This is a genomic window from Streptomyces sp. SID13726 (genome assembly GCF_010548375.1).
Lineage (GTDB): Bacteria > Actinomycetota > Actinomycetes > Streptomycetales > Streptomycetaceae > Streptomyces.
The window spans coordinates 348,793-373,711 of the sequence record NZ_JAAGLY010000002.1; the positions used below are offsets into that span (position 1 = coordinate 348,793).

The 24,919-nt window shown below is 70.1% G+C and carries 25 protein-coding genes and 1 pseudogene; 16 read left to right on the top strand and 10 right to left on the bottom strand.

Annotated elements, in window-relative coordinates:
* Window positions 1-48 precede the first annotated feature (48 nt).
* Window positions 49-1,215, bottom strand: a complete 1,167-nt coding sequence (locus G3I78_RS05620) for an acyl-CoA dehydrogenase family protein (protein WP_164421666.1) — start codon at window positions 1,213-1,215, stop codon at window positions 49-51.
* A 29-nt stretch (window positions 1,216-1,244) separates the two neighbouring features.
* A complete protein-coding gene (locus tag G3I78_RS05625) occupies window positions 1,245-2,444 on the bottom strand; it encodes a CaiB/BaiF CoA-transferase family protein (RefSeq protein WP_164421667.1) in 1,200 nt (399 codons plus the stop codon).
* A 151-nt stretch (window positions 2,445-2,595) separates the two neighbouring features.
* Between G3I78_RS05625 and G3I78_RS05630 the strand changes: the two genes are divergently transcribed.
* The 8 genes from G3I78_RS05630 to G3I78_RS05665 all read left to right on the top strand — a co-directional run bounded on the left by G3I78_RS05630 (window position 2,596) and on the right by G3I78_RS05665 (window position 10,252).
* Window positions 2,596-3,543 carry a LysR substrate-binding domain-containing protein gene (locus tag G3I78_RS05630; protein WP_164421668.1) on the top strand — a complete coding sequence of 316 codons (948 nt, stop codon included), beginning with the start codon at window positions 2,596-2,598 and terminating at the stop codon, window positions 3,541-3,543.
* 54 nt (window positions 3,544-3,597) lie between these two features.
* Complete coding sequence (locus G3I78_RS05635) at window positions 3,598-4,404, top strand: alpha/beta fold hydrolase (protein WP_164421669.1); 807 nt, start codon at window positions 3,598-3,600, stop codon at window positions 4,402-4,404.
* A 106-nt stretch (window positions 4,405-4,510) separates the two neighbouring features.
* Window positions 4,511-5,050: a thiamine pyrophosphate-binding protein gene (locus tag G3I78_RS05640; RefSeq protein ID WP_164421670.1), complete on the top strand. Its 540-nt coding sequence runs from the start codon at window positions 4,511-4,513 to the stop codon at window positions 5,048-5,050.
* Window positions 5,050-5,649 (top strand): thiamine pyrophosphate-dependent enzyme, encoded by a 600-nt coding sequence (locus G3I78_RS05645; protein ID WP_164421671.1) that lies wholly within the window; start codon window positions 5,050-5,052, stop codon window positions 5,647-5,649. Before G3I78_RS05640 ends, G3I78_RS05645 begins: the two co-directional genes overlap by 1 nt.
* A 15-nt stretch (window positions 5,650-5,664) precedes the next feature.
* Window positions 5,665-7,131, top strand: coding sequence for an aldehyde dehydrogenase (locus G3I78_RS05650; protein ID WP_164421672.1), 1,467 nt, complete (start codon window positions 5,665-5,667; stop codon window positions 7,129-7,131).
* A 59-nt stretch (window positions 7,132-7,190) separates the two neighbouring features.
* Window positions 7,191-8,531: an MFS transporter gene (locus G3I78_RS05655; RefSeq protein ID WP_164421673.1), complete on the top strand. Its 1,341-nt coding sequence runs from the start codon at window positions 7,191-7,193 to the stop codon at window positions 8,529-8,531.
* A 24-nt stretch (window positions 8,532-8,555) separates the two neighbouring features.
* A complete protein-coding gene (locus tag G3I78_RS05660) occupies window positions 8,556-9,419 on the top strand; it encodes a hypothetical protein (protein WP_164421674.1) in 864 nt (287 codons plus the stop codon).
* Entirely contained in the window at window positions 9,416-10,252 is an 837-nt protein-coding gene (locus G3I78_RS05665) for a CoA ester lyase (protein WP_164421675.1), read from the top strand. The genes G3I78_RS05660 and G3I78_RS05665 overlap by 4 nt, the downstream gene beginning before the upstream one ends.
* Here G3I78_RS05665 and G3I78_RS05670 read toward each other — a convergent pair.
* Window positions 10,249-11,148, bottom strand: coding sequence for a LysR substrate-binding domain-containing protein (locus G3I78_RS05670; protein WP_164421676.1), 900 nt, complete (start codon window positions 11,146-11,148; stop codon window positions 10,249-10,251). The genes G3I78_RS05665 and G3I78_RS05670 overlap by 4 nt on opposite strands.
* A gap of 74 nt (window positions 11,149-11,222) precedes the next feature.
* Here G3I78_RS05670 and G3I78_RS05675 point away from each other — a divergent pair, with 74 nt between their 5' ends.
* The 3 genes from G3I78_RS05675 to G3I78_RS05685 are packed head-to-tail and all read left to right on the top strand — an operon-like array spanning window position 11,223 to window position 13,134.
* Window positions 11,223-11,885: an RraA family protein gene (locus tag G3I78_RS05675; protein ID WP_164421677.1), complete on the top strand. Its 663-nt coding sequence runs from the start codon at window positions 11,223-11,225 to the stop codon at window positions 11,883-11,885.
* Window positions 11,885-12,535 carry an RraA family protein gene (locus G3I78_RS05680; protein ID WP_164421678.1) on the top strand — a complete coding sequence of 217 codons (651 nt, stop codon included), beginning with the start codon at window positions 11,885-11,887 and terminating at the stop codon, window positions 12,533-12,535. The genes G3I78_RS05675 and G3I78_RS05680 overlap by 1 nt, the downstream gene beginning before the upstream one ends.
* Complete coding sequence (locus G3I78_RS05685) at window positions 12,532-13,134, top strand: RraA family protein (RefSeq protein WP_164421679.1); 603 nt, start codon at window positions 12,532-12,534, stop codon at window positions 13,132-13,134. The genes G3I78_RS05680 and G3I78_RS05685 overlap by 4 nt, the downstream gene beginning before the upstream one ends.
* A gap of 187 nt (window positions 13,135-13,321) precedes the next feature.
* Here G3I78_RS05685 and G3I78_RS05690 read toward each other — a convergent pair whose 3' ends face one another.
* From G3I78_RS05690 to G3I78_RS05700, 3 genes are all read right to left on the bottom strand, one after another.
* Window positions 13,322-14,491 (bottom strand): aminotransferase class I/II-fold pyridoxal phosphate-dependent enzyme, encoded by a 1,170-nt coding sequence (locus tag G3I78_RS05690; RefSeq protein ID WP_164421680.1) that lies wholly within the window; start codon window positions 14,489-14,491, stop codon window positions 13,322-13,324.
* Window positions 14,488-15,303 (bottom strand): alpha/beta hydrolase, encoded by an 816-nt coding sequence (locus G3I78_RS05695; protein ID WP_203614393.1) that lies wholly within the window; start codon window positions 15,301-15,303, stop codon window positions 14,488-14,490. The genes G3I78_RS05690 and G3I78_RS05695 overlap by 4 nt, the downstream gene beginning before the upstream one ends.
* A gap of 109 nt (window positions 15,304-15,412) precedes the next feature.
* Window positions 15,413-16,009 carry an ABC transporter permease subunit gene (locus G3I78_RS05700; RefSeq protein ID WP_203614394.1) on the bottom strand — a complete coding sequence of 199 codons (597 nt, stop codon included), beginning with the start codon at window positions 16,007-16,009 and terminating at the stop codon, window positions 15,413-15,415.
* Window positions 16,010-16,116: 107 nt separating this feature from the next.
* Between G3I78_RS05700 and G3I78_RS51060 the strand changes: the two genes are divergently transcribed.
* Window positions 16,117-16,356: a hypothetical protein gene (locus tag G3I78_RS51060; protein WP_203614396.1), complete on the top strand. Its 240-nt coding sequence runs from the start codon at window positions 16,117-16,119 to the stop codon at window positions 16,354-16,356.
* A 378-nt stretch (window positions 16,357-16,734) separates the two neighbouring features.
* Window positions 16,735-16,946 (top strand): annotated as a pseudogene (locus G3I78_RS05705) (AbfB domain-containing protein).
* A 127-nt stretch (window positions 16,947-17,073) separates the two neighbouring features.
* On the opposite strand, the gene G3I78_RS05710 reads toward G3I78_RS05705, so the two are convergent.
* The 3 genes from G3I78_RS05710 to G3I78_RS05720 all read right to left on the bottom strand — a co-directional run bounded on the left by G3I78_RS05710 (window position 17,074) and on the right by G3I78_RS05720 (window position 20,205).
* The gene (locus tag G3I78_RS05710) at window positions 17,074-18,171 is read right to left on the bottom strand and encodes an extracellular solute-binding protein (protein ID WP_343243654.1); all 1,098 of its coding nucleotides are present in this window, start codon (window positions 18,169-18,171) and stop codon (window positions 17,074-17,076) included.
* 154 nt (window positions 18,172-18,325) lie between these two features.
* Entirely contained in the window at window positions 18,326-19,582 is a 1,257-nt protein-coding gene (locus G3I78_RS05715) for a DUF418 domain-containing protein (protein WP_164421683.1), read from the bottom strand.
* 113 nt (window positions 19,583-19,695) lie between these two features.
* On the bottom strand, window positions 19,696-20,205 hold the full coding sequence (locus G3I78_RS05720) for a hypothetical protein (protein ID WP_164421684.1): 510 nt from the start codon (window positions 20,203-20,205) through the stop codon (window positions 19,696-19,698).
* A 289-nt stretch (window positions 20,206-20,494) separates the two neighbouring features.
* On the opposite strand from G3I78_RS05720, the gene G3I78_RS05725 reads away from it, so the two are divergent.
* The 3 genes from G3I78_RS05725 (at window position 20,495) to G3I78_RS05735 (ending at window position 23,379) form a co-directional block, all read left to right on the top strand.
* Window positions 20,495-21,157 carry a response regulator transcription factor gene (locus G3I78_RS05725; RefSeq protein WP_164422107.1) on the top strand — a complete coding sequence of 221 codons (663 nt, stop codon included), beginning with the start codon at window positions 20,495-20,497 and terminating at the stop codon, window positions 21,155-21,157.
* The gene (locus tag G3I78_RS05730) at window positions 21,154-22,281 is read left to right on the top strand and encodes a histidine kinase (protein ID WP_164421685.1); all 1,128 of its coding nucleotides are present in this window, start codon (window positions 21,154-21,156) and stop codon (window positions 22,279-22,281) included. Before G3I78_RS05725 ends, G3I78_RS05730 begins: the two co-directional genes overlap by 4 nt.
* Window positions 22,282-22,383: 102 nt before the next feature.
* Window positions 22,384-23,379, top strand: coding sequence for a ribosome-inactivating family protein (locus G3I78_RS05735; protein WP_164421686.1), 996 nt, complete (start codon window positions 22,384-22,386; stop codon window positions 23,377-23,379).
* Between the two features lie 494 nt (window positions 23,380-23,873).
* Here the strand turns inward: G3I78_RS05735 and G3I78_RS05740 are convergent, their stop codons facing one another.
* A complete protein-coding gene (locus tag G3I78_RS05740; RefSeq protein WP_164421687.1) occupies window positions 23,874-24,875 on the bottom strand; it encodes an aldo/keto reductase in 1,002 nt (333 codons plus the stop codon).
* Between the last annotated feature and the right edge of the window lie 44 nt (window positions 24,876-24,919).

A 24,919-nucleotide genomic window follows, 5' to 3' on the forward strand; every position in this document is an offset into this window, starting at 1 on the left:
GCCCGGTGCTGCCCTGGTCAGCCCTTGTGGGTGTCGATCTCCTCGGCCTCACCCGTCCAGGCCGCCGCGCTTGACCAACTGGCCGGCGATGACGTTGCGTTGGATCTCGTTGGTGCCCTCGCCGACGATCATCAGCGGAGCGTCCCGGAAGTAGCGCTCGACGTCGAACTCGGTGGAGTAGCCGTAACCGCCGTGGATGCGGACGGCGTTGAGGGCGATCTGCATGGCCGTCTCGGAGGCGAAGAGTTTGGCCATGCCGGCCTCCATGTCCACGCGGCGGCCCGCATCCGCCTCGCGGGCGGCGTACAGGGTGAGCTGGCGGGCCGCCGTGAGTGAAGTCGCCATGTCGGCGAGGTAGTTGCCGATGGACTGGTGCTTCCAGATCGGCTTGCCGAACGACTCGCGCTCCTGGGCGTAGGCCAGCGCGTCCTCGAAGGCCGCCCGGCCGACCCCAAGGGCGCGGGCGGCGACCTGGAGGCGGCCGGTCTCCAGCCCCTTCATCATCTGGGCGAAACCCGCGCCCTCGACACCGCCGAGGACCGCGTCCGCGGGCGCCCGGTAGTCCTCGAACGACAACTCGCAGCTCTCCACGCCCTTGTAGCCGAGCTTGGGGAGGTCACGGGAGACGGTCAGGCCCGGCCCGTGCTCGACGAGGAGGATCGAGATGCCCTGGTGAGCGGGTGTGGCTTCAGGGTCGGTCTTGCACAGCAGGGCGATCAGACCGGAGCGCCGGGAGTTGGTGATCCATGTCTTCGCGCCGTTCACCAGATAGCCGTCGGCGTCCCTGCGGGCGACCGTACGCATGGCCTGGAGGTCGGAGCCGCCGCCAGGCTCGGTCAAGGCCATGGTCGCGCGGATCTCCCCGGTGGCCAGCCGTGGCAAATAGCGGCGCTTCTGCTCGTCCGTGCCGAAGCGCAGCAGCAGCTTGGCGACCACGGTGTGCCCGCCCATCGCGCCGGCCAGGCTCATCCAGCCGCGGGCCAGTTCCTCGGTGATCAGGACGTAGCAAGGCGTGGAGACAGGGGTGCCGCCGTACTCCTCGGGGACCGCGAGGCCGAAGATGCCGAGCTGCTTCATCTGCTCGATCAGGGCTTCGGGATAGGTGTTCGCGTGCTCCAGCTCTTGGACGACCGGCTTCACCTCCTTGTCGACGAAGTCACGCACCGTGCGGACGATGAACTGCTCGTCCTCGGCGAGGATGTCGAGGGTGCTCATACGGGAACTCCTTGTGGTGCAGAGGTGGTTCAGATGACGTTGTCGGCCCTGAGGCGTTCGATGTCGGTGCTGCCGTATCCCAGTTCGGCCAGGACGGACTCGGTGTGCTCCCCGGCTGCGGGCACCGGGTCCATGCGCGGGACGGTTCCGGCCAGGTCGACCGGCGGCAGCAGCGCGGGCACCATGGCCTCCCCGGGGATTCGTACGTCGCGCCAGCGGCCCCGTTCGCTCAGCACCGGGTGGGCCAGGAACTCCTCGATGCCGTTCCCCCCCGCGTTGGCGATACCCGCCTCGTCCAGCAGCTTCGTCACCACATCACTGGTCAGCTCGCCGAACCGCTCGGCCACGATCGCGTTCAGCTCGACGCGGTGGCCGACACGGGCTGAGCCGGTAGCGAACCGCTGGTCCGCGACAAGCCCCGGCTGCCCCAGGAACCGCTCGCACAGGGCCGTCCATTCGCGCTCGTTCTGGATGGAGAGCAGCACGTCCTTGCCGTCGGCGCAGCGGTAGGCACCGTAGGGGGCGATGGTGGCGTGCTGGGTGCCGATGCGCGGGGGCTGGGTGCCGCCGAAGCGGGTGTAGTAGGCGGGCTGGCTCAGCCACTCGGCCAGGGCCTCGAACAGCGACACGTCCACGGCCCGTACGACCCCCGTGGTCGCCCGGGTGAACAGGGCCGTCAGGATGCCGGAGTAGGCGTACATGCCGGCGGCGATGTCGGCGATCGACACTCCGACGCGGGCCGCGCCCTGCTCGTTGCCGGTCAGCGCGACCAGGCCGGTCTGGCACTGGATCAGGAGGTCGTACGCCTTGCGGTCGGCCCAAGGGCCGCTGGTTCCGTAGCCGGAGACGGAGCAGGGGATCAGGGTGCGGAAGCGCTCGGCGAGGTCTTCGGGACCCAGGCCCATCCTCGCGGCCGCGCCCGGCGCGAGGTTCTGCACGAACACATCGGCTCCGGCGAGCAGTCGGTCCAGGATCCCGCGGCCCGCGTCCGACTTCAGGTCGAGCGTGACGGATTCCTTCGACCGGTTGAGCCACACGAAGTAGCTGGACTCGCCGTGCACCGTGGTGTCGTACCGGCGGGCGAAGTCGCCTCCGCCGGGCCGCTCGACCTTGATGACCCGGGCGCCCAGATCGGCCAGCTGGCGGGTGGCGAAGGGCGCGGCCACCGCCTGCTCGATGCTGACGACCGTGATGCCGGCCAGCGGCCGTTCTTCGGAGTGCCCGGTCATGAGATGACCTCCAGGAAGGTGCGAGTCCCGTACGCGGGTACCATCATCAATGCTCATGAGACTGCAAAGGAAATAGCAAAATGTAATGCCCCCATGCGCGGTGCGGATGGCCGATACGCCCTCGTGCGGTGTGGCCACGGAAGGAAGACCCTTGGACATCAAGCAGCTCAAGGCGATCGTCACGGTCGCGGAGGTGGGCAGCGTCACGCGCGCCGCCGAGCTGCTGCACCTCGTGCAGCCCGCGGTCACCCGGCAGATCCGCACCCTGGAGCAGGAGCTCGGCATCGACCTCTTCGAGCGGACCGGGCAGGGCATGCGCCCCACCGACGCCGGAGTGATCATGGTGGACCGCGCCCGGCGCGCCCTCGACGAACTGGAGCGAGCCCGTGCCGAGGTGCAGCCGAGCCCGGGTGTGGTGACGGGCATCGTCAGCGTCGGGCTGCTGGAGAGCACGAGCGATCTACTGGCCGAGCCGCTGGTGACCGCTGTCGCCCGCGAGCACCCCGGCGTCGAGCTGCGCCTCATGACCGCCTACTCCGGCCATCTGCAGCAGTGGCTCGACGTCGGCGACCTCGACCTGACCTTGCTCTACAACCTCGACAGCACCCCCTCCCTCAACGCCCACCCGCTGGTCCGGGAACATCTCTGGGCAGTCGCTCCCGCATCCGCCGGTCTCCGCGCCGATCGCCCCGTGCCGTTCACGGAAGCGGCCGAGCACCCTCTGGTCATGCCCGCCTCGGGCCACGCCCTGCGCCGCCTGATCGACGCGGCGGCGGTGCGCGCCGGAGCCGCCATGCAGGTAGTCGTCCAGACCAACTCCATGCGGGTGCAGAAGCAGCTCGTCCAGGCGGGGCACGGCTGGACCGTCCTGCCCGGCGTGGGTATCGCCGAGGACGTCGCACGGGGCACGCTGAGCGCCGCGCCGCTGTGCGAACCCGACGTGTGGCGCTCGGTCGTCCTCGGCACACCGCGGCACGGGCGCACGCCCCCCGCCGTGGAGGTCGTCGCACGCGAGCTGGTCCGGCAGGTCAACTCGGCCGTGCGACAGGGCAGATGGCCCTCCGCCCAGGTCCACGGATCCGACACCGAGAGCACCTGACCCACACGCCGACCCAGCCGTCCGAGAAGACCATCGAGGAATCCCGGGACACACATGACCGACACCGGACACCGGTACACGACCATCGCCCGCGCCCAGGATGGCACCACACTGGCCTGCCAGTCCATGGGAGACGGGTATCCGCTGGTCCTCCTGGCCGGACAGGCGAACAACCATCACTGGTGGGACACCGTCCGCGCCGACTTCCACTCCACCCACTCCACCATCACGCTCGACCACCGCGGGACCGGGGAGAGCGGCAAGCCCCAAGGGCCCTACTCCACGCAGCAGTTCTCGGATGACGTGATCGCGGTACTCGATCACCTGGGCGTCGAGCGCGCCGATGTCTACGGGACCTCCATGGGCGGGCGGGTCGCCCAATGGGTGGCCGCCCGTCACCCGGCGCGGGTGCGACGCCTCGTCCTGGGCTGCACCTCCCCCGGCGGTCCGCACGCCGTCGAGCGTGACGCCTCCGTACGCCGGGCCCTGGCTCAAGCTGACCCGGACGCAGCCCGCCGCGTACTGCTCGACCTGATGTACACCCCCGCTTGGCTCGCCGGCCACCCCGACCCGTACACGACCCTCGGCGACCCGGACATGCCGGCGCACGCCCGCCACGGTCACCTGGTGGCGAGCAACGGGCACGACGCCTGGGACGCGCTCCACCGCATCACGGCACCGACGCTGCTGCTGCACGGCGACCAGGACCGGCTCACTCCGCCGGACAACCTCCCCCTGCTCGCCGGCCGCATCCCCCGGGCCACCAGTCATGTCTTCCCAGGCGCTCGGCACGCGTACTTCGAGGAATGCCGCACGGAGGCCAGTGCCCTCGTCTCGGCCTTCCTCAGCGAAGGACCGTAGTCAGGCGCAGCCGCAGGCCCACAGCCCCTCGCTATGCGGGCGGCGCATGCGGGTATCACACGTTTCTATTGTTCAGCCTCACCCATCAGAACCCATGATGAACGGCATGAACGAGACACCCGCTCCCGGGCCGCCCTCCTGGCAGGAGGACGTCTTCGCCGTGCTCAAGAAGCGCGGAATTCAGCAGATCGCATACGTCCCCGACGCCGGGCATTCCCACACCCTCGTCGAGGCGCAACGCGACCCCACGATCCACGACGTGGTCCTCACCACGGAGGAGGAGGGCGTCGGCGTCGTCGCCGGGGCCTGGCTGGGTGGTCAGCGCGCGGCTCTGTTGATGCAGAGCAGCGGCGTCGGCAATTGCGTGAACATGTTCTCCCTGCTGGAGATGTGCCGGTTCCCCTTCCTCACGCTGGTGACGATGCGCGGCGAGTACGCGGAGTTCAACCCCTGGCAGAGCCCCATGGGCCGCACCACCCAGCAGGCCCTGGAACTCATGGGCATCACCGTGCTCCGGGCCGACGAACCCGAAGACGTCGAGGAGACCGTCGAGGCCGCCCTGGACTCGGTGTTCGAGGCCGGCGACCGCGTCGCCGTACTCCTCGGACAGAAGCTGATCGGCCGCAAGAAGTGGGAGCGCAACTGATGACCGCTGTCGACACCCCGGCACGCCTCGACCGCCGTCGCTTCGTCGCCGACCTGATCTGCCGGCTCCCGGAGGACGCGCTTGTCGTCACCGGCCTCGGCTCCCCGAGCTACGACGTGTTCACCGCCGGAGACCGGCCCACCAACTTCTACCTGTGGGGCGCGATGGGTGCCGCCGCCCCCCTCGCCCTCGGCCTGGCCCTCGCCCAGCCGGACCGCCCGGTCGTCGCGATCACCGGCGACGGCGAACACCTCATGGGCATCGGCACATTGGCCACGATCGGGGCCCAACTCCCGCCGAACCTGACCCTCGTCGTCCTCGACAACGCCCACTTCGGCGAGACCGGCATGCAGCCCAGCCACACCGGCCTCGGCACCGATCTCATCGCAGTCGCTCAGGGCTTCGGCATCCGCGATGCCGTGCGGATCACCAACGTCGCCCAGGTCGAGGAAGTCGCCACGCGCATCACGGCGCGCGCCGCGACCACGTACGCCCAGGTACTCATCGACACCACCGAGCCCCCGCGCGCCCTGCCGCCCCGCGACGGCGTCGCCAACAAGAACACCTTCCGCGCCGCCCTCGGCCTCAGCACCTTCTAGCGGGCAGGATTCCGAATGCAACGCTACGAGATGTTCATCGACGGGGAGAGCCGCAAGGCGGCCGGCGGTGAGTGGTTCCCCACCGACAACCCTTACCTGGGCAGGCCCTGGGCGGAGATCGCCCAGGGCACCGAGCAGGACGTGGACGACGCGGTGCGAGCCGCCCACCGCGCCCTGCACAGCGGCGCCTGGGCCGGGCTGACCGCCAGTGCGCGGGGCGCCCTGGTGCGGCGGCTCGGCGACATCATCGCCGCGAACGCCCGCCGGCTCGCGGAGACAGAGGTCCGCGACAACGGCAAGCTGTTCACGGAGATGCACGGCCAGGTCGGCTACGCATCCCAGTGGTTCCACTACTACGGGGGACTCGCCGACAAGGTCGAGGGCACCGTCCCGCCGTTGGACAAGAAGGGCTACTTCGCCTACACGAAGAAGGAGCCCGTCGGGGTCGTGGCGGTCATCACGCCGTGGAACTCTCCCCTGTTGCTGCTGGCCTGGAAGATCGCCCCGGCGCTCGCGGCCGGCTGCACGGTGGTGATCAAGCCGTCGGAGTTCACCTCCGCGTCGACACTCGAACTGGTCGGGCTCTTCCACGAGGCGGGGCTGCCGTCCGGAGTGGTCAACGTGGTCACCGGGTTCGGCCGGGACGTCGGCGCCGCTCTCGTCGAGCACCCGTTGGTCCGCAAGGTCACCTTCACCGGCTCGGACACCACCGGCCGTCACATCAACCAGGCCGCCGCCCGCGACTTCAAGCACGTCAGCCTCGAACTCGGCGGCAAGTCACCGAACATCGTCTTCGCCGACGCCGATCTGGATGCCGCCGTGAACGGTGCCGTCTCCGGCATCTTCGCCGCCACCGGACAGACCTGCATCGCCGGTTCCCGGCTGCTGGTCCAGGAGAGCGTGCACGACGAGGTCGTGGGCCGTCTGGTCGACCTCGCACGCACCGCCCGTATGGGCGACCCGATGGACGAGGCCACCCAGGTCGGGCCCATCACCACGCCCGCGCAGTACGCCAAGGTGCTCGACTACATCCACATCGCGCAGCAGGAAGGCGCCCGGCTCGCTCTGGGCGGCAAGCCTGCGGGGGACAAGGGCTGGTTCATCGAACCGACCGTCTTCACAGGCGTCAGCAACAGCATGCGTATCGCTCAGGAAGAGGTCTTCGGACCCGTCCTGGCGGTCATCCCGTTCAAGGACGACGACGAAGCGGTCACTCTCGCCAACGACAGCCGATACGGCCTCGGCGCCGGCGTCTGGACCGGCGACATCGGCCGCGCCTTCCGCATGGCCGACCGGATCCGCTCCGGCACCGTCTGGGTCAACACCTACCGCGCGGTGAGCTACCTGGCTCCCTTCGGCGGCTTCAAGGACTCCGGCATCGGTCGCGAGAACGGTATCGGCGCCCTCGCCTCCTACCTGGAGGACAAGAGCGTCTGGATCAACACCGGCGCTCCCACCGGCAACCCCTTCGTCCTCCGCTGAGACGTCCCGCGCGCATCCTCCGTCCCCTCCCCGCCGCGACACGAGCAACGGAGCTTCCCATGTCGCAGAGCCGCACCTCCGTCCCCGCACGCTCCCAGGTCACCGCCAACGTCGTACGCGGCTGTCTCGGCAACCTCATCGAGTGGTACGACTGGTTCGCCTACGCCACGTTCAGCATCTACTTCGCCGGCGCCTTCTTCCCGGAAGGCAACCAGACCGCCCAACTCCTTTCCACGGCCGTCGTGTTCGCCGTCGGATTTCTCATGCGCCCACTCGGCGGCTGGTTGCTCGGCGCCTATGCCGACAAGTACGGCCGCCGCCGCGCCCTGACCCTGTCGGTCACGCTCATGAGCCTCGGCTCGCTCACGATCGCCCTCGCCCCGGGTCACCAGACCATCGGCCTCTGGGCACCCCTCGCGCTGGTCCTGGCGCGCCTGCTCCAAGGACTCTCCGTCGGCGGCGAGTTCGGCTCCAGCGCCTCCTACCTCGCCGAAGTCGCCCCGCCGGGACGGCGCGGCTTCTACTCCAGCTTCCAGTACGTCTCCATCGTGCTCGGTCAGCTCGCCGCCCTGCTCGTGGCGATCGTCCTGCAGAACCTGCTCACGGAAGGCCAGCTGGAGAGCTGGGGCTGGCGCGTCCCGTTCGTGATCGGTGCCGCGGCCGGGCTGGTCGTGATGTACCTGCGCCGCACGATGGAGGAGTCGCAGCACTTCGAGCAGGAAAGGACGAAGGCCGCCGCTACGCAGGAACGCAAGGGTCTGCACGCCCTGTTCACGGAGTACCCGCGTCAGCTGCTGGCTGTCTTCGGCCTCGCGATCGGCGGCACCGTCGCCTTCTACACCTACACCACGTACCTGCAGAAGTACCTGGTGAACACCGCGGGCATCCCGAAGTCCACGGTCTCCGTCATCGGCTTCGCCGCGCTCTTCGTCTACATGCTGTTGCAGCCGGTCGCCGGTGCGCTCTCCGACCGCTACGGTCGCCGCCCGGTCATGTTCGCCTTCTCGATCTGCGGCATGCTCCTGACGGTCCCGATCATGACCGTTCTCGGCCACACGAGAAGCCCGTGGCTCGCCTTCCTCCTGATGACCGCGGCACTGACCTTCCTCAGCGGCTACTCGGCCCTGGCCGCGATCATCAAGGCCGAGATGTTCCCCACCAAGGTCCGGGCCCTGGGCGTCGGCCTGCCGCACGCGCTGGTCACCGCCACCTTCGGCGGCCTGACCGAGCCGATCGCGCTGGCCCTGAAGAAGGGCGGCCACGAGACCACCTTCTTCTGGTACGTCACCGCGTGCATCGGCCTGACCTTCCTGGCGACGCTCGTAGTACGCGAACCGTCTCGCACCTCCCTCCTGGAAGACTCGACGCCCGCCCCGCAGGCCACCGCCCCGCTGACCTGACTCCGTCATACAAGGAACGAGCCCATGCACGCCTCTCTCGCCTCCCATGTGGAGTCATTGCACCCCGAACCGGTCACCGACCAGGACGCCCTGCCGCCCGGTCCGGCGGCGGCGCTGTCGGCGCTGCTGGACCTCTCCGCCCCCGCAGCCAGGTCCGGGGACCCGCTGCCGCCGCTGTGGCAGTGGCTGTACTTCCTGCACTGGGCACCCCAGCAGGCCCTTGGCCCCGACGGCCACCTGCGCGACGCCCGCTTCCTGCCGCCCATCCCCGACCGCAGGCGCATGTTCGCCGGCGGACGCTGCGAGATCACCGAACCCCTGCGCCTCGGTCAACCGGCCGAACGCACCGTCAGCCTGGCCGCTGTCACCCCCAAACAGGGCCGCAGCGGCGATCTGCTGTTCGTCACCGAGCGCCACGAGTTCCGGCAGAACGGTCGCTTGTGTCTGGTGGAGGAGCAGGACATCGTCTACCGGTCGGGCGACGGCCACCGGCCTCAGCACCCGGCCGGACTCGACGCATCGGCCGAGCCCGGTCCCGAGGGGCCGTGGCAGCTGCGCCTGCACCCGACCGAGACCATGCTCTTCCGGTTCAGCGCACTCACCGCGAACGCCCATCGCATCCACTACGACGCCCCGTACTGCCGTGTGGTGGAGGGCTACCCCGATCTCGTCGTCCACGGCCCCCTGCTCGCCCTGCTCATGCTGGAACTGGTCCGCAGGAACGCCCGCGAGCGGCGGGTGCGGTCGCTGTCCTACCGGCTGCACCGCCCGGCGTTCGCCGCCGAGCGCCTCTTGGCCGACGGCACACCCAGCGACGACGGCGCCCGGCTGCACATCGCCACGCACCGCGAGGCACGCCACGCCACCGCCGAGGTGACCTTCTCATGAGCGCTGGTCACCCGGACACCGACCGCGTCGCCGCCGCGCGAACCCTGCTTTTCGTCCCCGGCCACCGGCCCGACCGCTTCGGCAAGGCCGCCGCGTCCGGCACCGACCTCGTCATCATCGACCTCGAAGACGCCGTCGCCGACGACGACAAGGACCGTGCCCGCGACAATGCCGACACCTGGCTCGGTCTCGGCAACTCAGCTGTCGTACGCGTCAATCCGCCCGGTACCCCGTGGTTCGAAGCGGATCTGGCTCGGGCGGCCGACCACGGATGCCCGATCGTCGTCCCCAAGTCCCAGGACCCGTATGTCCTCGCGGAGATCGCCGCGCGCACAGCCGGACGCTGCCCGATGATCCCGCTGGTCGAGACCGCCCTCGGCATCGAGCGGGCCCATGAGGTGTGCGCCGTCCCTGGCGTCGTCCGCGCCGCCTTCGGCAACGTCGACCTGGCCACCCAGCTCGGCGTCGCCCACGACGACCGCCTCGCCCTCACCCACGCCCGCTCCCGACTGGTCCTCGCCTCCGCGGCGGCGGGCGCCCACCCTCCCCTCGACGGCGTCACCACAGCCGTACGGGATCCCGACGCGCTCGACGCCGACGTCACCCACGCCCGCCGCCTGGGGTTCACCGGAAAACTCTGCATCCACCCCGCTCAAGTGAGCGGCGTCGCCGAAGGGTTCGCTCCGACGGCAGGCGAACTGCGCTGGGCGCACAGCGTCCTCGACGCCGGAGACTCGGTCACCACGGTCGACGGGCGGATGGTCGACCGACCGGTACTCGAACGCGCGCGGGGTGTCCTGGCCCGGGCCGGTGAGTCACGCGTGCGCGCCTAGCAAGGCTCCTGCCGGTCCGTCGCCGCGTGCCGCAGGAATTCCTCCACCAGAGGCTCGTGCGTGCCGGCCCGGGAGACGAGGGAGAGTTCCACGATGTCGGCGGAATCGGTGAGGGGCCGGTAGACGATCGGGCCCTGGATCGAGCGGACCGCCACGTTCGGTACGAGGGTGACGCCCAGGCCGCAGGCCACCATCGCCAGTTGGGTCAGGATGGAGTTGGCGATGTGGCGCGCGTCGGGGGTGAACCCGGCCCGGCGGCAGGTCGCCATGAGCTGGTCGTGGTAGTCCGGGGAGGCTTCGCGGCGCAGCCACACCCACGGCTCGTCCACAAACCGTGCGAGGTCGACCGGGCCCTCGGCATCCCCGGTCATCGGATGACCTTCCGGCAGGGCGATCACGAACTGGTCGTGCCGCCACGGCCGCATACGCAGACCGCGCACCGGTGCGCTCGGCCGGATGACCGCGATGTCGATCTCGTGCCGGACGACGGCCTCCTGCCCCTCCCCCGTGTCCACCTCCGTGAGATGCAGGTCGACGCGCGGCCGGGCCTCGCGAAAGGCGGACAGCGTGCCCAGCAGGGGTTCGCTCAGCGCCGAGGTCACCACGCCGATCCTCAGCGTGCCCACCAGCCCGGCCTCGGCCTGTGCCGCCACATCGTGTGCGTGCCGGGCGGCCGCCACCAGCTTGCGGCACTCCTCGGCGAACGCCCGGCCGGTCTCCGTCAGCCGCACCCTGCGCTCGCTGCGGTCGAACAGCCGCACGCCCAACTGCCGCTCCAGCTGGAGGATCGCCTGGCTCAGCGGCGGCTGCGACATCCGCAGCTGTTCCGCCGCCCTGCCGAAGTGGAGCGTCTCCGCGACAGCGAGGAAGTAGCGGGCCTGACGGACCTCGATCACCAGACGCTCCACATATCGAAGGGAGAGGAAATCAGACCTTCAGTGTATGGGATTGTTGAGTTTGACTGAACTGCATGACCGTTGAAACTTCCTTGTTGGACCACTTCGCGGCACTGGACAGCGCCACCGTGTCCGACGCCCTCGACGCCTGCGGCCTTCCGCCCGGACAGGGCGGACTGCGCCCGATGTGGGGCACACCCAAAGTGGCCGGCTTCGCTCGAACCATCGAGCTTGAGCCCCTGAGCGGTGAGCACGGCGGGGCGCACATTCTGACGAGTGCGGTCGCCGAGGCCGGTGCGGAGGACGTCGTGGTGGTCGCGAACGGCGGCCGTACGGATGTGTCCTCGTGGGGCGGAATCGTCAGCGTCGGCGCCTCGGTGCGCGGCGTCCGCGGTGTGGTCACGGACGGTGCCTGCCGGGACGTCGGACAGGCGCGCGCGCTCGGCTTCCCGGTGTTCGCCCGCGCCCAGGTGCCGGTGACCGCGCGCGGCCGGCTGCGGCAGAAGTCGTCCGGTGCGCCGGTTTCGCTGGGTGAGGTCACCGTCCACCCCGGCGATGTGGTGCTGGCGGACGAGGACGGTGTCGTGGTCGTCCCGCGCGAGCGCGCTGCCGAAGTGCTCCGGGAGGCGCAGCGGCTCGCGGACCGGGAGGCCTCCGTCGAAGCCGAGGTGCGGGCCGGGGTTCCGCTGCCGGAGGCGATGCGGGACGCCCGCCTGGCCGGAACGGAGGCGCGGTGATGAGTGACCTCGTCGTGCGACTCCGCGCGCTGCCGACCGCCGCGATCTCGGACGCCCTCGACCGGGCGGGCATCGAAGGCGCTCTGCACGGAGTCACCCCTCTCTCCAACGACTTCCGCGCGGTGGGCCCGGCGTTCACCGTGCGCTACGCAGCCGTCGACGAGGCCGGCGCCGGCACGGTCGGGGACTTCCTCGACGACGTACCGTCGGACGCGGTCATCGTCATCGACAACGACGGCCGCACCGACGTCACCGTCTGGGGCGGAATCATGACCGAGGTCGCGGCCCACCGCGGTATCGCCGGCACCGTGATCAACGGCGTCTGCCGCGACGTGTCGGCGTCCCTCACCCAGAACTACCCGCTCTTCAGCCGGGGCAGGTTCATGCGGACCGGCAAGGACCGGGTGCGGCTCGTCGCCGTCGACGAGCCGGTGACCGTGAGCGGCATCGAGATCAGGCCCGGTGTCTGTGCCGACGCCGACGGCGTGGTCGTCGTCCCGGCCGCCGAGGCCGAGCGGATCACCGAGAGCGCCGAACGCATCGAACGCGTCGAGTCGGACATCGTCGCCGCCGCACGCGCCGGCAGCACCCTGCGCGAGTCCCGCGTGCACTTCGGTTACCACACCCTTCAGACCAGGAGCCAGACATGACGGACGCGGCCCGCGGGCACAGCACCGCCACCCTCTACGAGGCGTCCACGGGGGCCGCCCTCGCCTGCCACCCCGCCCTGCGCGCCGCCTGGTCAGGAGCGCGCGTGGCCGGCCCGGCGTTCACCGTCCAGGGCGTCGGCGGCGACAACCTCGCCCTGCACCGGGCGGTGGCCGAGGCCCCGACCGGCAGCGTCCTCGTCGTCGACCTCCAGGGCGCCCGGCACGGCCACTGGGGCGAGATCCTCGCGGTCGCCGCCCAGCAACGGGGCATCCTCGGCCTGGTCGTGGACGGCGGGGTACGGGACACGGCCGAGCAGGCGGAGCTGGACTTCCCCGTCTTCGCCCGGCATGTCACCGTCGTCGGCACCGGCAAGGAGCACCCCGGTCTGTTCGCCGTGCCCGTCCGCGTCGCGGATGTCGTCGTCCACCCGGGCGCCCTGGTGGTCGGCGACGCGGACGGCGTGGTGGTCGTCCCCGCGCAGGCCGTGACCCCGACCCTCGACCAGGCGGACGCCCGCGTAGCCGCCGAGCAGCGGGCCCTCGAAGCCATCCGCATGGGCGTGACGACTCTCGAGTACTACGGGTTGCCGACCGGCTGAGCTGACAGAGATCCACCTGGCGCGGCGTGCTGCCGCCGTGAGCCTTTCGGCTCCGGCGGCAGCACGCCGCGCCTCTCTTCTCGCTCCCCACGGACATGCGTACGGCCCCGGCCGCCAAGGGGTGGGGCGGCCGGGGCTGTTCCCGCCCGGGCAACGGCGCGTATGAACCGGGCGGAGACGACGACGGCTATGCCTGAGCCGAGGACACCCCCGTGGTCCGAAGCCGTTCAAGTGCCGTGGTGATGCGGGTGATGCCCTCGTCGAGGGTGTCGAGGGAGGCGGCGAAGGACAGCCGGATGTGCCGGTGTCCGCTGGGGCCGTACTCGCCGCCGGCCCGTACGGCGACGCCCTCTTCCAGGAGGAAGCGCGTCACGTCCGTCGACGGCAGGTCGGCGTCGTAGCGGGCGAACGCGTAGAAGGCGCCCTCGGGCTCGTTGCCGTGGAGCAGATCGGTGGCGGCCAGGCGCTTCGCCACGAAGTCGCGGCGCTCCTGGTACGCCTCGAACATGGGGGCGGCGATCTCGGGGCCCAGCTGGAGGGCCACGAGGGCGGCGCGCTGCACGGCGGCGTTGACGGAGCCGTTGAAGGTGCGGTGGACGTGGCGGATGGCGGTGGTGACCTCGGCGGGGGCGATCGCGTAGCCGATGCGCCAGCCTGTCATGGCGTACGTCTTGGAGAGGGTGTTGACGTAGATGAGCCGGTCACGAAGGGAGGTGACGGAGAGGGAGGAGACGAAGGGCACACCGCCATAGACGAGGTCGGCGTACGCCTCGTCGACGAGGACGAGGGTGTCCGTGCCGTCGAGGAGTTCCCCGAGCCGCGCGAGGTCCTCGGGCGGCAGCACCGCGCCGGTCGGGTTGGACGGGTTGCACAGCACGACCATGCGAGCACCGGGCAGCGCGGCGGTCAGCGCGTCGAAGTCCAGGTGATGGTTGGCGGTCATGGGGACGAGCACCGGTTCACCGCCGGCCAGGCGTACGGCATCCGGGTAGAGCGAATAGGTGGGCTCGGGGATGACCACCCGGTCCCCGGGATCCACGACCGCCAGCACGCTCGCAGTGATGGCCGCCGAGCCGCCGTGGCTGATCACCACGGTGTTCTCGCCGTACGGCTCCGCCGACAGGCGGCCGGCCCGGTCCGCGATCAGCGCGCGCAGTTCGGGATCGCCGTTGAGGTCGCCGTAGTGGGTGTGGCCGTCCCGGATCGCCTGGCGCAGGGCCTCGGCGATGGGCTCCGGGGTGGGGAAGTCGGGTTCTCCCATCGCCAGGGAGACGACCCCGGGCGGCGCCGCGAAGGTCGGCCGCAGGGAGGACTGCTGGACACGGGAGATGGCCTCGGACGGCCGGAAGACAATCATCGGATCCTTCGGGGTTCGTCAGCTCTGGCGTGGGCGTGGAAATCGGCGATCCGTTCCCACGTCGCGACGGGGTTGGAGTACATCGGCCAGTGCCCGCTCTGTGCGATCTCCGCCAACTCGACGCCGTTCGCGGCGAGTTTCGTCAAGTACGACAGGGAGGCGTTCTGCTCGCCGTACAGGAACATGCGCGGGAAGGGCAGCGACAGGAACTTGGTCATGAGGTCGCCGTGGTCGGACAGGTCGACCATCGACTCGAAGATCGCGCGCACCGCGTCGGCCCGGACCTTGTGCGGTAGGCCCGCCGCGTACAGGGCACTGGCGAACTGCGGTGCGCGGCGTGCCCGTTCGGTGAAGTCGGCCAGGAAGTCTTCGGCGTCGTCGGAGGGGTGGGTGAGGATCTGGCGGCTCAGGAAGCAGTCCTCCGGGGCCACGTTGCCCTCGATGTCGACGAAGCTGAGGACACGGTCGGGCTCCAGGTGGGCCAGCAGCAGCCCGGTCAGCCCGCCCATGGAGTGCCCGACCAGGTGGAACCGCACGATGCCCACTCGTTCGAGTACCGCCCGGGCGGTCCGCATCAGGAACGGGATCGAGACCCTCGACAGGTCCTCGCACGTCGTCTCCCCGCAGCCCGGAGCGTCGTAGGCGAGCAGCGGCCGCCCGGCGAACGCGGGGTGGAGCGCGACGTCGGCGTAGTCCTCCTTGGTGGAGCCGAAACCGTGCAGGAAGACGACGGGGGTACCGGTTCCGTCCCGGCGGCTCGCGGCGACACTCAGATCCACACCGTCGACCCGCAGGTCAAGACGCTCGTTCATCACTGCCATGGCATCGAGTCCACCAGACGCTTTCCATAGACTCAAAGTCTGATTCTGACTGTCAACGATATGGATCACCTCTTGACGGCCGGGCACTCCTGGAGACACGTCAGGAGGTCACCCTGTCCTTGGCGAGGGGAGCAACGGGTGGGCTCGGTGTACTGCCGGGTGCGGTCGCTGTGCGTCGTCCACGTCGGCTCCGGCCGGCTCGGCCACCGCGGCGCTCGGCGTACTCGTCCAGTTTGGACAGCAGCCAGTTGATGACGACGTAGACGGCGCCGGTCACCAGGAACATCGGGATGGGGTTGTCGAGCTGCTGTGCGGCCAGGTTCGAGGCGCGCAGCAGCTCCTGGTACTGGCCGAGGATCAGGGCGGCCAGTGAGGTGTCCTTGAGGATGACCACCAGCTGGCTGATGAGGGACGGGAGCATCACCCGGAACGCCTGTGGGAGCAGGATCAGCCGGAGCGTCTGCCACCTGGTGAGGCCGACGGCCAGGGCGGCCTCCCGCTGACCCCTGGGCAGCGATTCGACGCCGGCCCGGACGAGTTCGGCGATGATCACCGAGTTGTAGGCGGTCAGGCCGACGACCAGGTACCACAGGAAGCGCCCGCCCGGTGCGTCGGCGAAGGCCAGCCCGAGGTCGGGCAGGACTCGGGAGGCGAAGTAGATGCTGATGACCACGGGCACCCCGCGCACCACCTCCATGGCGCCCACCAGATGCGGGCGACGCGGCCGAGGCTGAGCCTGAGGACGCCGACCGCGGTCCCGATGGCCAGGGAGCAGACGATGGCCACGACGGCCGCGACGAGGGTGTGCTGCATCCCGGTGCCGAGGACGTTCCACAGGGCGTCGAAGTTCTCGTCGCTCGGGAAGAGCAGTGGGCCCCATTTCTCGGCGGTGAACTGACCGGCGTCGGCCAGGCGCACGACGACCGCGGCCAGGAGGGCGAGCAGCACGGCGTAGGCGACGGCGCTGCCCTGGCGGATGCGTCGGCGGGCCTTCGGGCCGGGGCGTGGAAGAACAGGGCGGCGGGCAGTGTCATCGCCAGGTAGCCGATGAGGACCGGGAAGTTGGCGTAGCCCTGGGCGCTGGTGAGGGTGGCGCTGACGCTGAAGAGGTCGCGGCCCACGCCGAAGGCGCCGACGACCGCCGAGTTCCGGCAACTGGACCGACCTCGACGGTGAAGGCCCGTCCTGGTACAGCTCGACAACGGCGCCTGGCGCATCTTCTTCGAGGACTTCGGCCGTCGCAGGGCTTCCAGTCGGTCAACTTCCCCGACCGGTACATGCGCCACCGCGGCTTCCTCGGCCACGCCGACGGAGCGGGTGGTGTTGAGCGGTAGTTCCACGCCTCCGGTGACGGATCCTTGACGACCGTGAGGTGTTTGACGGTGCCGGACAGGCCGGGCACACTCGGCCTTCCGGATCCGCGTGGACGCGAACGACGGCACGGCGGCCTTCGCCAAGGACGCCACTTCAACGCCCACCCCGGAACATCAGCCGGCTCGGTCGCCCTGGAGTCGTACAACTTCCCCGGCTACTACATCCGCCATCGCAACGGCGGGCTCTGGGTCGACCGCTACACGGCCACCGACCTGTTCCGCGCGGATCGCAGCCTCCAGCCCGTCACGCCCTGGGCCTGACAGCCGGCACGCCTGATCGGCCGGGCGGCTCTCAGTGGCAGCCGCCCGGCCTTGTCCGGTCGTGTCAACGCCCGGCCGGGTGAACAGAATCCTGTGGGTGTGACCTGACTGCGGGTTGCGCCAGGCGTCAGCGGCCGGGGTGCGTGCCCAGGCGGCCCGGGGTCGGTTCGCCCTTGGCTTCGCCGATGTAGACCGTCATCTGCTGGCGGAGGCGTTCGGCGGCGCCACGGTCGGTCATGAACGCGGGGAAGCCGTCGATGTCGGCGTTCTGGTACTGCCAGACCCTCTTCAGTCCGGCGGGCGCGGCGACGTCTGTGCGTACCGACCACCCGTCGCTGGTCTGCTGCTCCTTGGAGAGCTGCCAGTTGAGGAAGAGCTTGGCGGCGGCCGGGTGCTTGGCGTGCTTGAGGATCGCCTCGCGCTGTCCCCAGGCCATGAACGGGTCACTGGTGTTCGGGAGCATGCCGACCGTCGTGGCGGCCGGGTCCTTGCCAGCGTCCGGGGTGACCCAACCGCCCAGCCCGATGGCCTTCTTGCCGGCGGACATCTGGTTGCCGGCGGAGTCGGAACCGCGCAGGAACTCGGTGTTCCTGGCCATGCCGGCGAGCCAGTGCCAGCCGAACTTCTTCACGTAGCGGCTGTAGAGGTAGAGCGTGGCGTCGTCGTCGTTCGGGTAGGCGGAGGCGATCCGCCCCTTCCACTTGGGGTCCGCGAAGTCCCGGACGCTGTGGGGCGCGTCATGGCCCACCAACTCCTTGTTGTACGCGGCGCCGAAGGCCAGGACATTGGTGGCGACCCAGGCGCCGTCCTCGTCCTTGAACCTGTCGTGGACCTTGCCGAAACCGGCCGGCTTGTACGACAGCAGGGCGCCCTCCCGCTTCCAGCGCGGGAAGTCCTGAAGCGTCTGGAGCTGGACCACATCGGGGACAAGCGTGCCCGTGGCGAGCTGGTTGTCGATGCGCGCGTCCTGGTACTTGCTGTAGTCGACGACCATCTCGACCTTGATGCCCGGGAAGCGCTTCTCGAACGCCCGCTTGGTGTCGTCCTGCTGGTCCTTCCAGTCACCGCCGGCGTAGACGACGAACCTGCCGCCCTCGGCCTTCGCCGCCCTGTACAGCTGATCGAGCGTCCTGGTCTCCTCGGCCCCTGGCCGGCCTTCGGAATGTGCGGCGGTCCCGAGGGCCAGGCCGACGGCTGCCACGCTCAGGGCGATCGTGGCAGCCACAAGGGTCCTGGAGAAACGGTGTGGTCGCGGTTGCTGCTGGTTCGGGGTCGGCAGCGGGTTGAAGAGCATGGAAGTGGATCTCCTGTGGGGGTGGAGTGCGGCTGACGGAGGTACGTTCCGCTGCGTGGCGGCCGCGGTGGCCGCAGCGGTTGGTTCAGCGGACGAGTTCGGCGGGCTTGGTGGCCTTGCCGAGCAGCCACTCCAGGGGCCCGCGGCGGAAGTACCGCGACCAGAGGGTGGCGAACACGGTGATGGCGACGATGAAGCCGACAAGCACACGGAGGGTGGAGCCGGGAAGTTCCTCGATGCCGAGGAAGTGGATACCGGCGATGTGGAAGACGTAGGCGGTCAGGGACATCGTGCCGACAGCGATCACCGGGCGGGCGAGGCGGTGGAAGCGGGGAGAAGCGTCCACGGCGGCGAGGCAGCCGATGAGGACCGCGATCGCCACTCCGGCGTTGGCCACGATCGAGAGGGTGGTCTCGCTGTGCGGCGAGGCGACCAGGAGGCCGACCGGGGTGCTGCCGTCGGGGTAGCCCCAGGTGTCGGACCACCAGGCGGAGGCGGCCGAACCGCCCCCACCCCAGTCACCTTCGCCCCAGCCCCCGCCGCCCAGCTTCGACAGCGCGCCCGGGACCAGGTGCAGGGCCAGCCAGGAGCCGCCGTACCCGACGACGGCGAGACCGACGCCGGTGAAGGCGAGGCGCGTCCGTACGACAGCGGCGGCCAGGTCGAGGCGGGCCACCGCCATGCCCGCGATGACGAAGGGAATCCAGGTCAGGGCCGGGTAGCTGCCGGTGAACAGGAGGGAGACGATGCCGTCGGCGTCCGCGGGCCACGCCCAGACGCCCTCGGCGCCGTCGGCGGGAAGTGCGTGCTGGACGATGTACAGAACCTGCGGCAGGACCAGGGCGGCCGCCGCGGCGATGATCGCCAGCGGGGCCGCGCTCAGCCGGTACAGCGGCAGGACGAGCAAGAAGTAGAGGCCGTAGAAGGCGAGGATCACCTCGACCGGGGTGCCCGTCGAGGTCAGCCAGGTGCCCAGCGCCAGCAGGACGAGCGCCCTGATCACCACCTTGGCGACCGCCTGCCGGCCCGCTCGGCCCGTCTTCGGGGCACGACGGCCGGTCATCAGCATGATCGAGAAACCGGCCAGGAAGGCGAAGAGCGCGGAGGCCCGGCCGTGCGCCAGTTCCATGAGGTGCCCGGTGATGCCGCCCTGGGAGGGATCGGGGCCGACGTGGGCCGCGTACATGCCGAACACCGCGAGCCCGCGGGCCAGGTCCACGCCTATCAGGCGTCCGACCGGGACTCGGCCCGTCTCCGGGGTCTTGGAGTGTTCGGTTCCCGCGGTCCCGGACGGGATGCCGGCCGGCGCCGCGAGCGCCGTGTCGTCTGCGTTCTGGGTCATGCTTCCAGGCTGGAGGGCGGCTCGGGCCCGGAGTATCCGGCGACTGTCCGGTCCTACCCCGCCGACCGGCGGGTGGTCCCCTGCCGGGTGGAGCTCCACCCGGCAGGGGGGTGCTACTTGATGAGCGCGTTGGCGATCACGACGATCAGGCCCAGCAGCGCGTCCACGCAGCCGACCGCCAGAGCCGACCGCCAGGTCCGGCCCGAGACGCGGGCGGCGGACAGCCCCCAGGCGAAGAGCAGGGCGATGTTGAAGCCGAAGGCGACATACTCGATGCCCGCCGAGCGCCACCAGCCCCAGCCGGCGCCGAGCAGCATCACGGCCGTGGGAAGTGTGGCCACGACGAGGGGCCATTCGTGGGCCACCACGCGCAAGGCGCCGAGGACACCCGGATGGGACCCGTCGCCACGGCGGGCGATGATGTGCGCGTACCCGTGCGCCAGGGCCGAGGCGAAGGCGGTGATCAGCAGCCACCGGGCGTCGTACAGCCGATCGTCGCGCGCCGTCTCACCGTACTGCGTGAGTGCGGCGACCATCGAGCTGGCCAGTACAGCCCCGTACACACCTCCGAACAGCACGTTCGGCTGTGCCGCGACACGTCGGAGGGCGGGGGACATGGTCATGAGAGGTTTCCTCAGATCTGGGGTTGCCGAGCCGGAGCGGCCCGTCTTCCAGGACAGCCGATGCGCTGCGGACGGCACCATCCGTCGCTCTGCCGGAACGCCCCCGTCGGCCGGTCGCCGCGTCTCCCCCGTACGGCGGGAACCCACCCCCCGGGTGGCGGGAGTGTCCCGCCGACCCGCCTCACCACGCAGTTCACGTTCTACCGTCGAAACCGTGACAATCAACATCGACGTGCGGCCGGAGCCGTGCGCAGAGGAACGGCGAGGCGGGACACGCGTGATCCGGGTCATGGTGGTGGACGACGAGGCGCTGGTGCGCTCCGGCTTCAAGCTCATCCTGAGCGCGGCCGACGACATCGAGGTCGTCGCGACCACGGTCGGCGCGGAGGCGGTGGAGACCGTACGGCTGGAAGCTCCCGACGTGGTGCTGCTGGACATCCGGATGCCGGACGTGGACGGACTGACCGTGCTACGGCAGCTGCGTGCCCTGCCTGAGCCGCCGGTGGTGGCGATGCTGACGACCTTCGACGCCGACGAGTACATCCTCACCGCACTGCGCTCCGGCGCGGCCGGGTTCCTGCTCAAGGACACCGAGCCCGACCAACTCGCCCAGCTGGTCCGTACGTTGGCCGCAGGAGGCGTCGTGATGTCACCGAAGGCATCCCGGGCCGTCTGGCAGAGCCACCCCGGCGCCACGGTCGTCGACGACGAGGAGACCATCCGCGTCGGACGGCTCACCGAACGCGAACGTGAGGTCCTCGTGCTGATCGCGGAGGGGCTCTCCAATGCCGAGATCGGCACCCGGATCCACCTCAGCGCGGGCACCGTCAAGGACCACGTCAGCGCCATCCTCACCAAGCTCCGGGTCGGCAGCCGGGTCCAGGCAGCCCTGCTCGCTCAGCGGGCCGGGCTGCTCGACGAAGGACAGCGGCAGCCGGAGCCCGGGCGATGACCGCGCCCGGCACATGGTGGACACGGGTCCCGGATCCGGTCATCGACGCCATGGTCGTCACGGTCGCCGTCGTCGACGTCCTGCTCAGCCTGGAGGACGCCGGCCCCGTCGCACAGGCCATGGCCGCGCTCGGCTGCGCCGCCCTCGCCGTGCGACGGCGCTTCCCGCTCCCGGTGTTCCTGCTGACCCTTCCCGCCAGCCTCATGCTGGACATCGTCTTCGCCCCGTTCGCCGCCCTGTTCACACTGGCCGAACGCTCCCGGGACCGCCGCCTGCTCGTCGAGGGCGCCGTCCTGTTCGCCCTCGCCTCCGCCGCGCCCTGGCCGCTGGACGAGTTCACCGCGCACGAGCGCACCTGGACCGTCGTCTACTTCTTCTACACGCTCGCCACCGCCGCCGCCCCCGTCCTACTGGGCCAACTCGTCCAAGCCCGCCGGGACCTGGCCCGCAGGCTCGTCGAGATCGAGGAGGCCCGAGAACACGAACGCCTGCTGCACTCCCAGGCCGTCCTCGCCCGCGAACGCGCCCAGCTCGCCCGGGAGATGCACGACGTCGTCTCCCACCAGGTCAGCCTCATCGCCGTGCAGGCCGGTGCCCTCCAAGTCGCCGCCAAAGACCCGGACTTCAAGGAGGGGGCCCGCACCATCCGCACCCTCAGCGTCGACACCCTTGATGAACTGCGCCACATGGTCACCCTGCTCCGGGCCTCCGGCAGCCGGTCCACCGAGCTCACCCCCCAGCCCACCCTCGCCGACCTCCACAAGCTCGTCACGACCAGCGGCATCGACGCCGAACTCACCGGCGAACTGCCCCCCGACGTCAGCTCCACCGCGCAGCGCGCCGTCTACCGCACCGTCCAGGAAGCCCTCACCAACGTCCGCAAACACGCACCCGGCGCCACCGCCACCGTGCGACTCTGGCAAGCCGACGAAGGCACCGCCTTCGGCGTGACCGTCACCAACACACCACCCACCCGCCCCTCACTGCCACTTCCCGGCTCTCACCAGGGCCTGATCGGCCTCCGAGAACGCGCCGAACTCCTCGGCGCCACCTTCGCATCCGGTCCCACCGCCGGCGGCGGCTACGAGGTGAGTCTTCGGATCCCGGCCCATGGGGACACCTGATGACACTGACATGGGGACACCTGATGACGCCGACAGCGGAGAACCCAGGCATCCGGCGGAGCCGTTACGCATCCGCATCTCCGAGAACTGGCGTGCGCCCGTGTGCATGTACCGCTAGGACTACGACTCCGCAACCGGCTGGTCGGCACCCTTGCCGCAGCCGCGGCAGGCGCGGTGCTGATCACCGGCGTGGAGACGACGGCGTTGCACTCACCGAACCCGTCCTCCCCGGACCACGTCCAGACGGTCGCCGACAAGAGCACTGTGAAGACGGCCGACAAGAAGGTCGCATCCACCGACAAGGTCCTCTTCGAACTCATCGGGCAACCGCAGGGCGGTGCCAACCATCCGCTGGCCAACGCCTACAACAACACCATCAGCGAACTCCGCCGACGCGTCACGGACGGGACCTTCCGCGAGGGGATCCTCAGGGAGCGGACCGCGGAGCAGTTCTTCAGCGTCAACCTCGTGGCACCGGATCATCCGCAGGTCCGTCTGGTGTTCAACACAGCGAATCTGTATGTGGTCGGCTACGAGACCGGCGGGAGGTACACACGCTTCGGCGACGAGGGTCCCTCCGACCCGTTCAACCTCGGGGCGAGCCATGTACGCAGCAGCTTCCTCAGGCAGGGGGACTACACCTACCTGGAGCGCCAGGGTGCCGTGCGCTTCCCGGGCGGCTTTGACAGAGGCAGCCAGGGCCTGGGCGCCCAGGGCATGTGGCGGGCGTTCGAGACGCTGGCGAACCCGAACGCCGACGTCCCCGCCTCGGCCCGGGCCATCACCCTGTTCATCCAGGCACTCGCCGAGGGCGCACGGTTCGACTTCATGTCCACGAACATCGGCCAGGCCATGCGCGACGGCGACGAGTTCACCTCCGGCTCCCACCGTCCGGTCAGCGGAAACGGTGGCGTCGGCGGACCCCTGCACCAAGTCACGGGCATCGACTTCCAGAACAACTGGAGTCAGATCTCGCGCGCCATCATCAACTGGGGCAACACGGGCGCCATCCGCATCGTCGTCGGGAGCGTCGTCTTCACGACGATCGCGGCCCTGGCGACCCAGATCGCCGTCATCGACATGAACCCCAAGGGATGACCGACTGCCGAACACGCACGACTCGAGGTCGGCGGGCCGTGCCACGCCGACCTCGGCCAGCGTTCCCGACCATCAAGAACCCGCTCATGCTGGACCTTCAACGGCAAGGTGCTTGGCGTCCCGTTGCACACTCTGCTCGGCCCAGCAGTCCGGACCGGACCGAGGGGCGCGGCACGGGCGGTAGGCACGAGAGCCCGTACAGATCCGCCGATGCGGCCCGCGAACAGGCCGAGAGCTACCGATGCTCGAAGCAGTGCGCGATTGCGGCGAACTCCACCACCAGGCTCGGCGACTTGCCCGCTCGCGCGGCCTCACGCGGTCCAGCAACGGCCACCGACACGACCCTCTCACCGTGCCGTGCAGCACCTCCTGCCACCGTTGACCAGGCGGCTCTCGCGGTCAACACTCGTAAGCCACCGACCTGGCGTAGGTGAAGACGCATCACGGGCCGCGCAGAGCGTACAGAGATACGAGGGCGGTGCTGGCTGGGCTGGTCAGCGTTCCATCATGCGCATGGCGGCTTCGGTGTGGGTGTCGCCGGCGGCCGCGGGGAGGCCGGAGAGCCTGGTCAGGACCTCGGTGGGCAGGTGGAGGCGGTCGGCGGCGGTGTTCTCCTCGACGCGGGTCACGCGCTTGGTGCCGGGGATGGGGGCGATGTCGTCGCCCTGGGCGAGCAGCCAGGCGATGGCGACCTGAGCGGGCGTGGCATCCACGTCGGCGGCGATGGCCTGGACCTCGTCGGCGAGGGCCAGGTTGCGGCGGAAGTTCTCGCCGGTGAATCGGGGGTTGCCGCGGCGGAAGTCGCCTTCCTCGAAGTCGTTCTCGTCGCGGACGGTTCCGGTGAGGAAGCCATGGCCGAGCGGGGAGAACGGCACCAGGCCGATGCCGAGTTCACGCAGGACGGGCAGGACGCGGTCCTCGATGCCGCGGGTCCACAGCGAGTACTCGGACTGCACGGCGGTGACCGGGTGGACGGCGTGGGCCCGGCGGATGGTGTCCGGGCCTGCCTCGGACAGTCCGATGTGGCGGACCTTGCCCTCCGTGACGAGTTCCGCCAGCGTGCCGACGACGTCCTCGATCGGGATGTTCGGGTCGACGCGGTGCTGGTAGTACAGGTCGATGTGGTCGGTGCCCAGTCGCTTAAGGGAGCCTTCGAGGGCGGTGCGGATATTGGCCGGACCGGAGTCCACCGTCCAGGCTCCGGCTCCGGCACCGGCACCGGCACCGGCACCGGCATGGGAGACGAGGCCGAACTTGGTGGCCAGGACGACCTGGTCACGGCGGCCCTTGAGGGCCCGGCCGAGCAGGTCCTCGTTGGTGTACGGGCCGTAGATCTCGGCGGTGTCGATCAGGGTGACGCCGAGGTCGATGGCGCGGTGCACGGTGCGGACGGACTCCGCGTCGTCGGTCCCGGCGCCGGTCAGGCCGTGGGACATGCCCATCGCGCCCAGGCCGATGCGTGCGACGTCGAGGTCTCCCAGCTTGATGTGCTTCATGATGTCGTGTTTCTCCTGACGGACGGTTCGATTCGGTTGGGTCG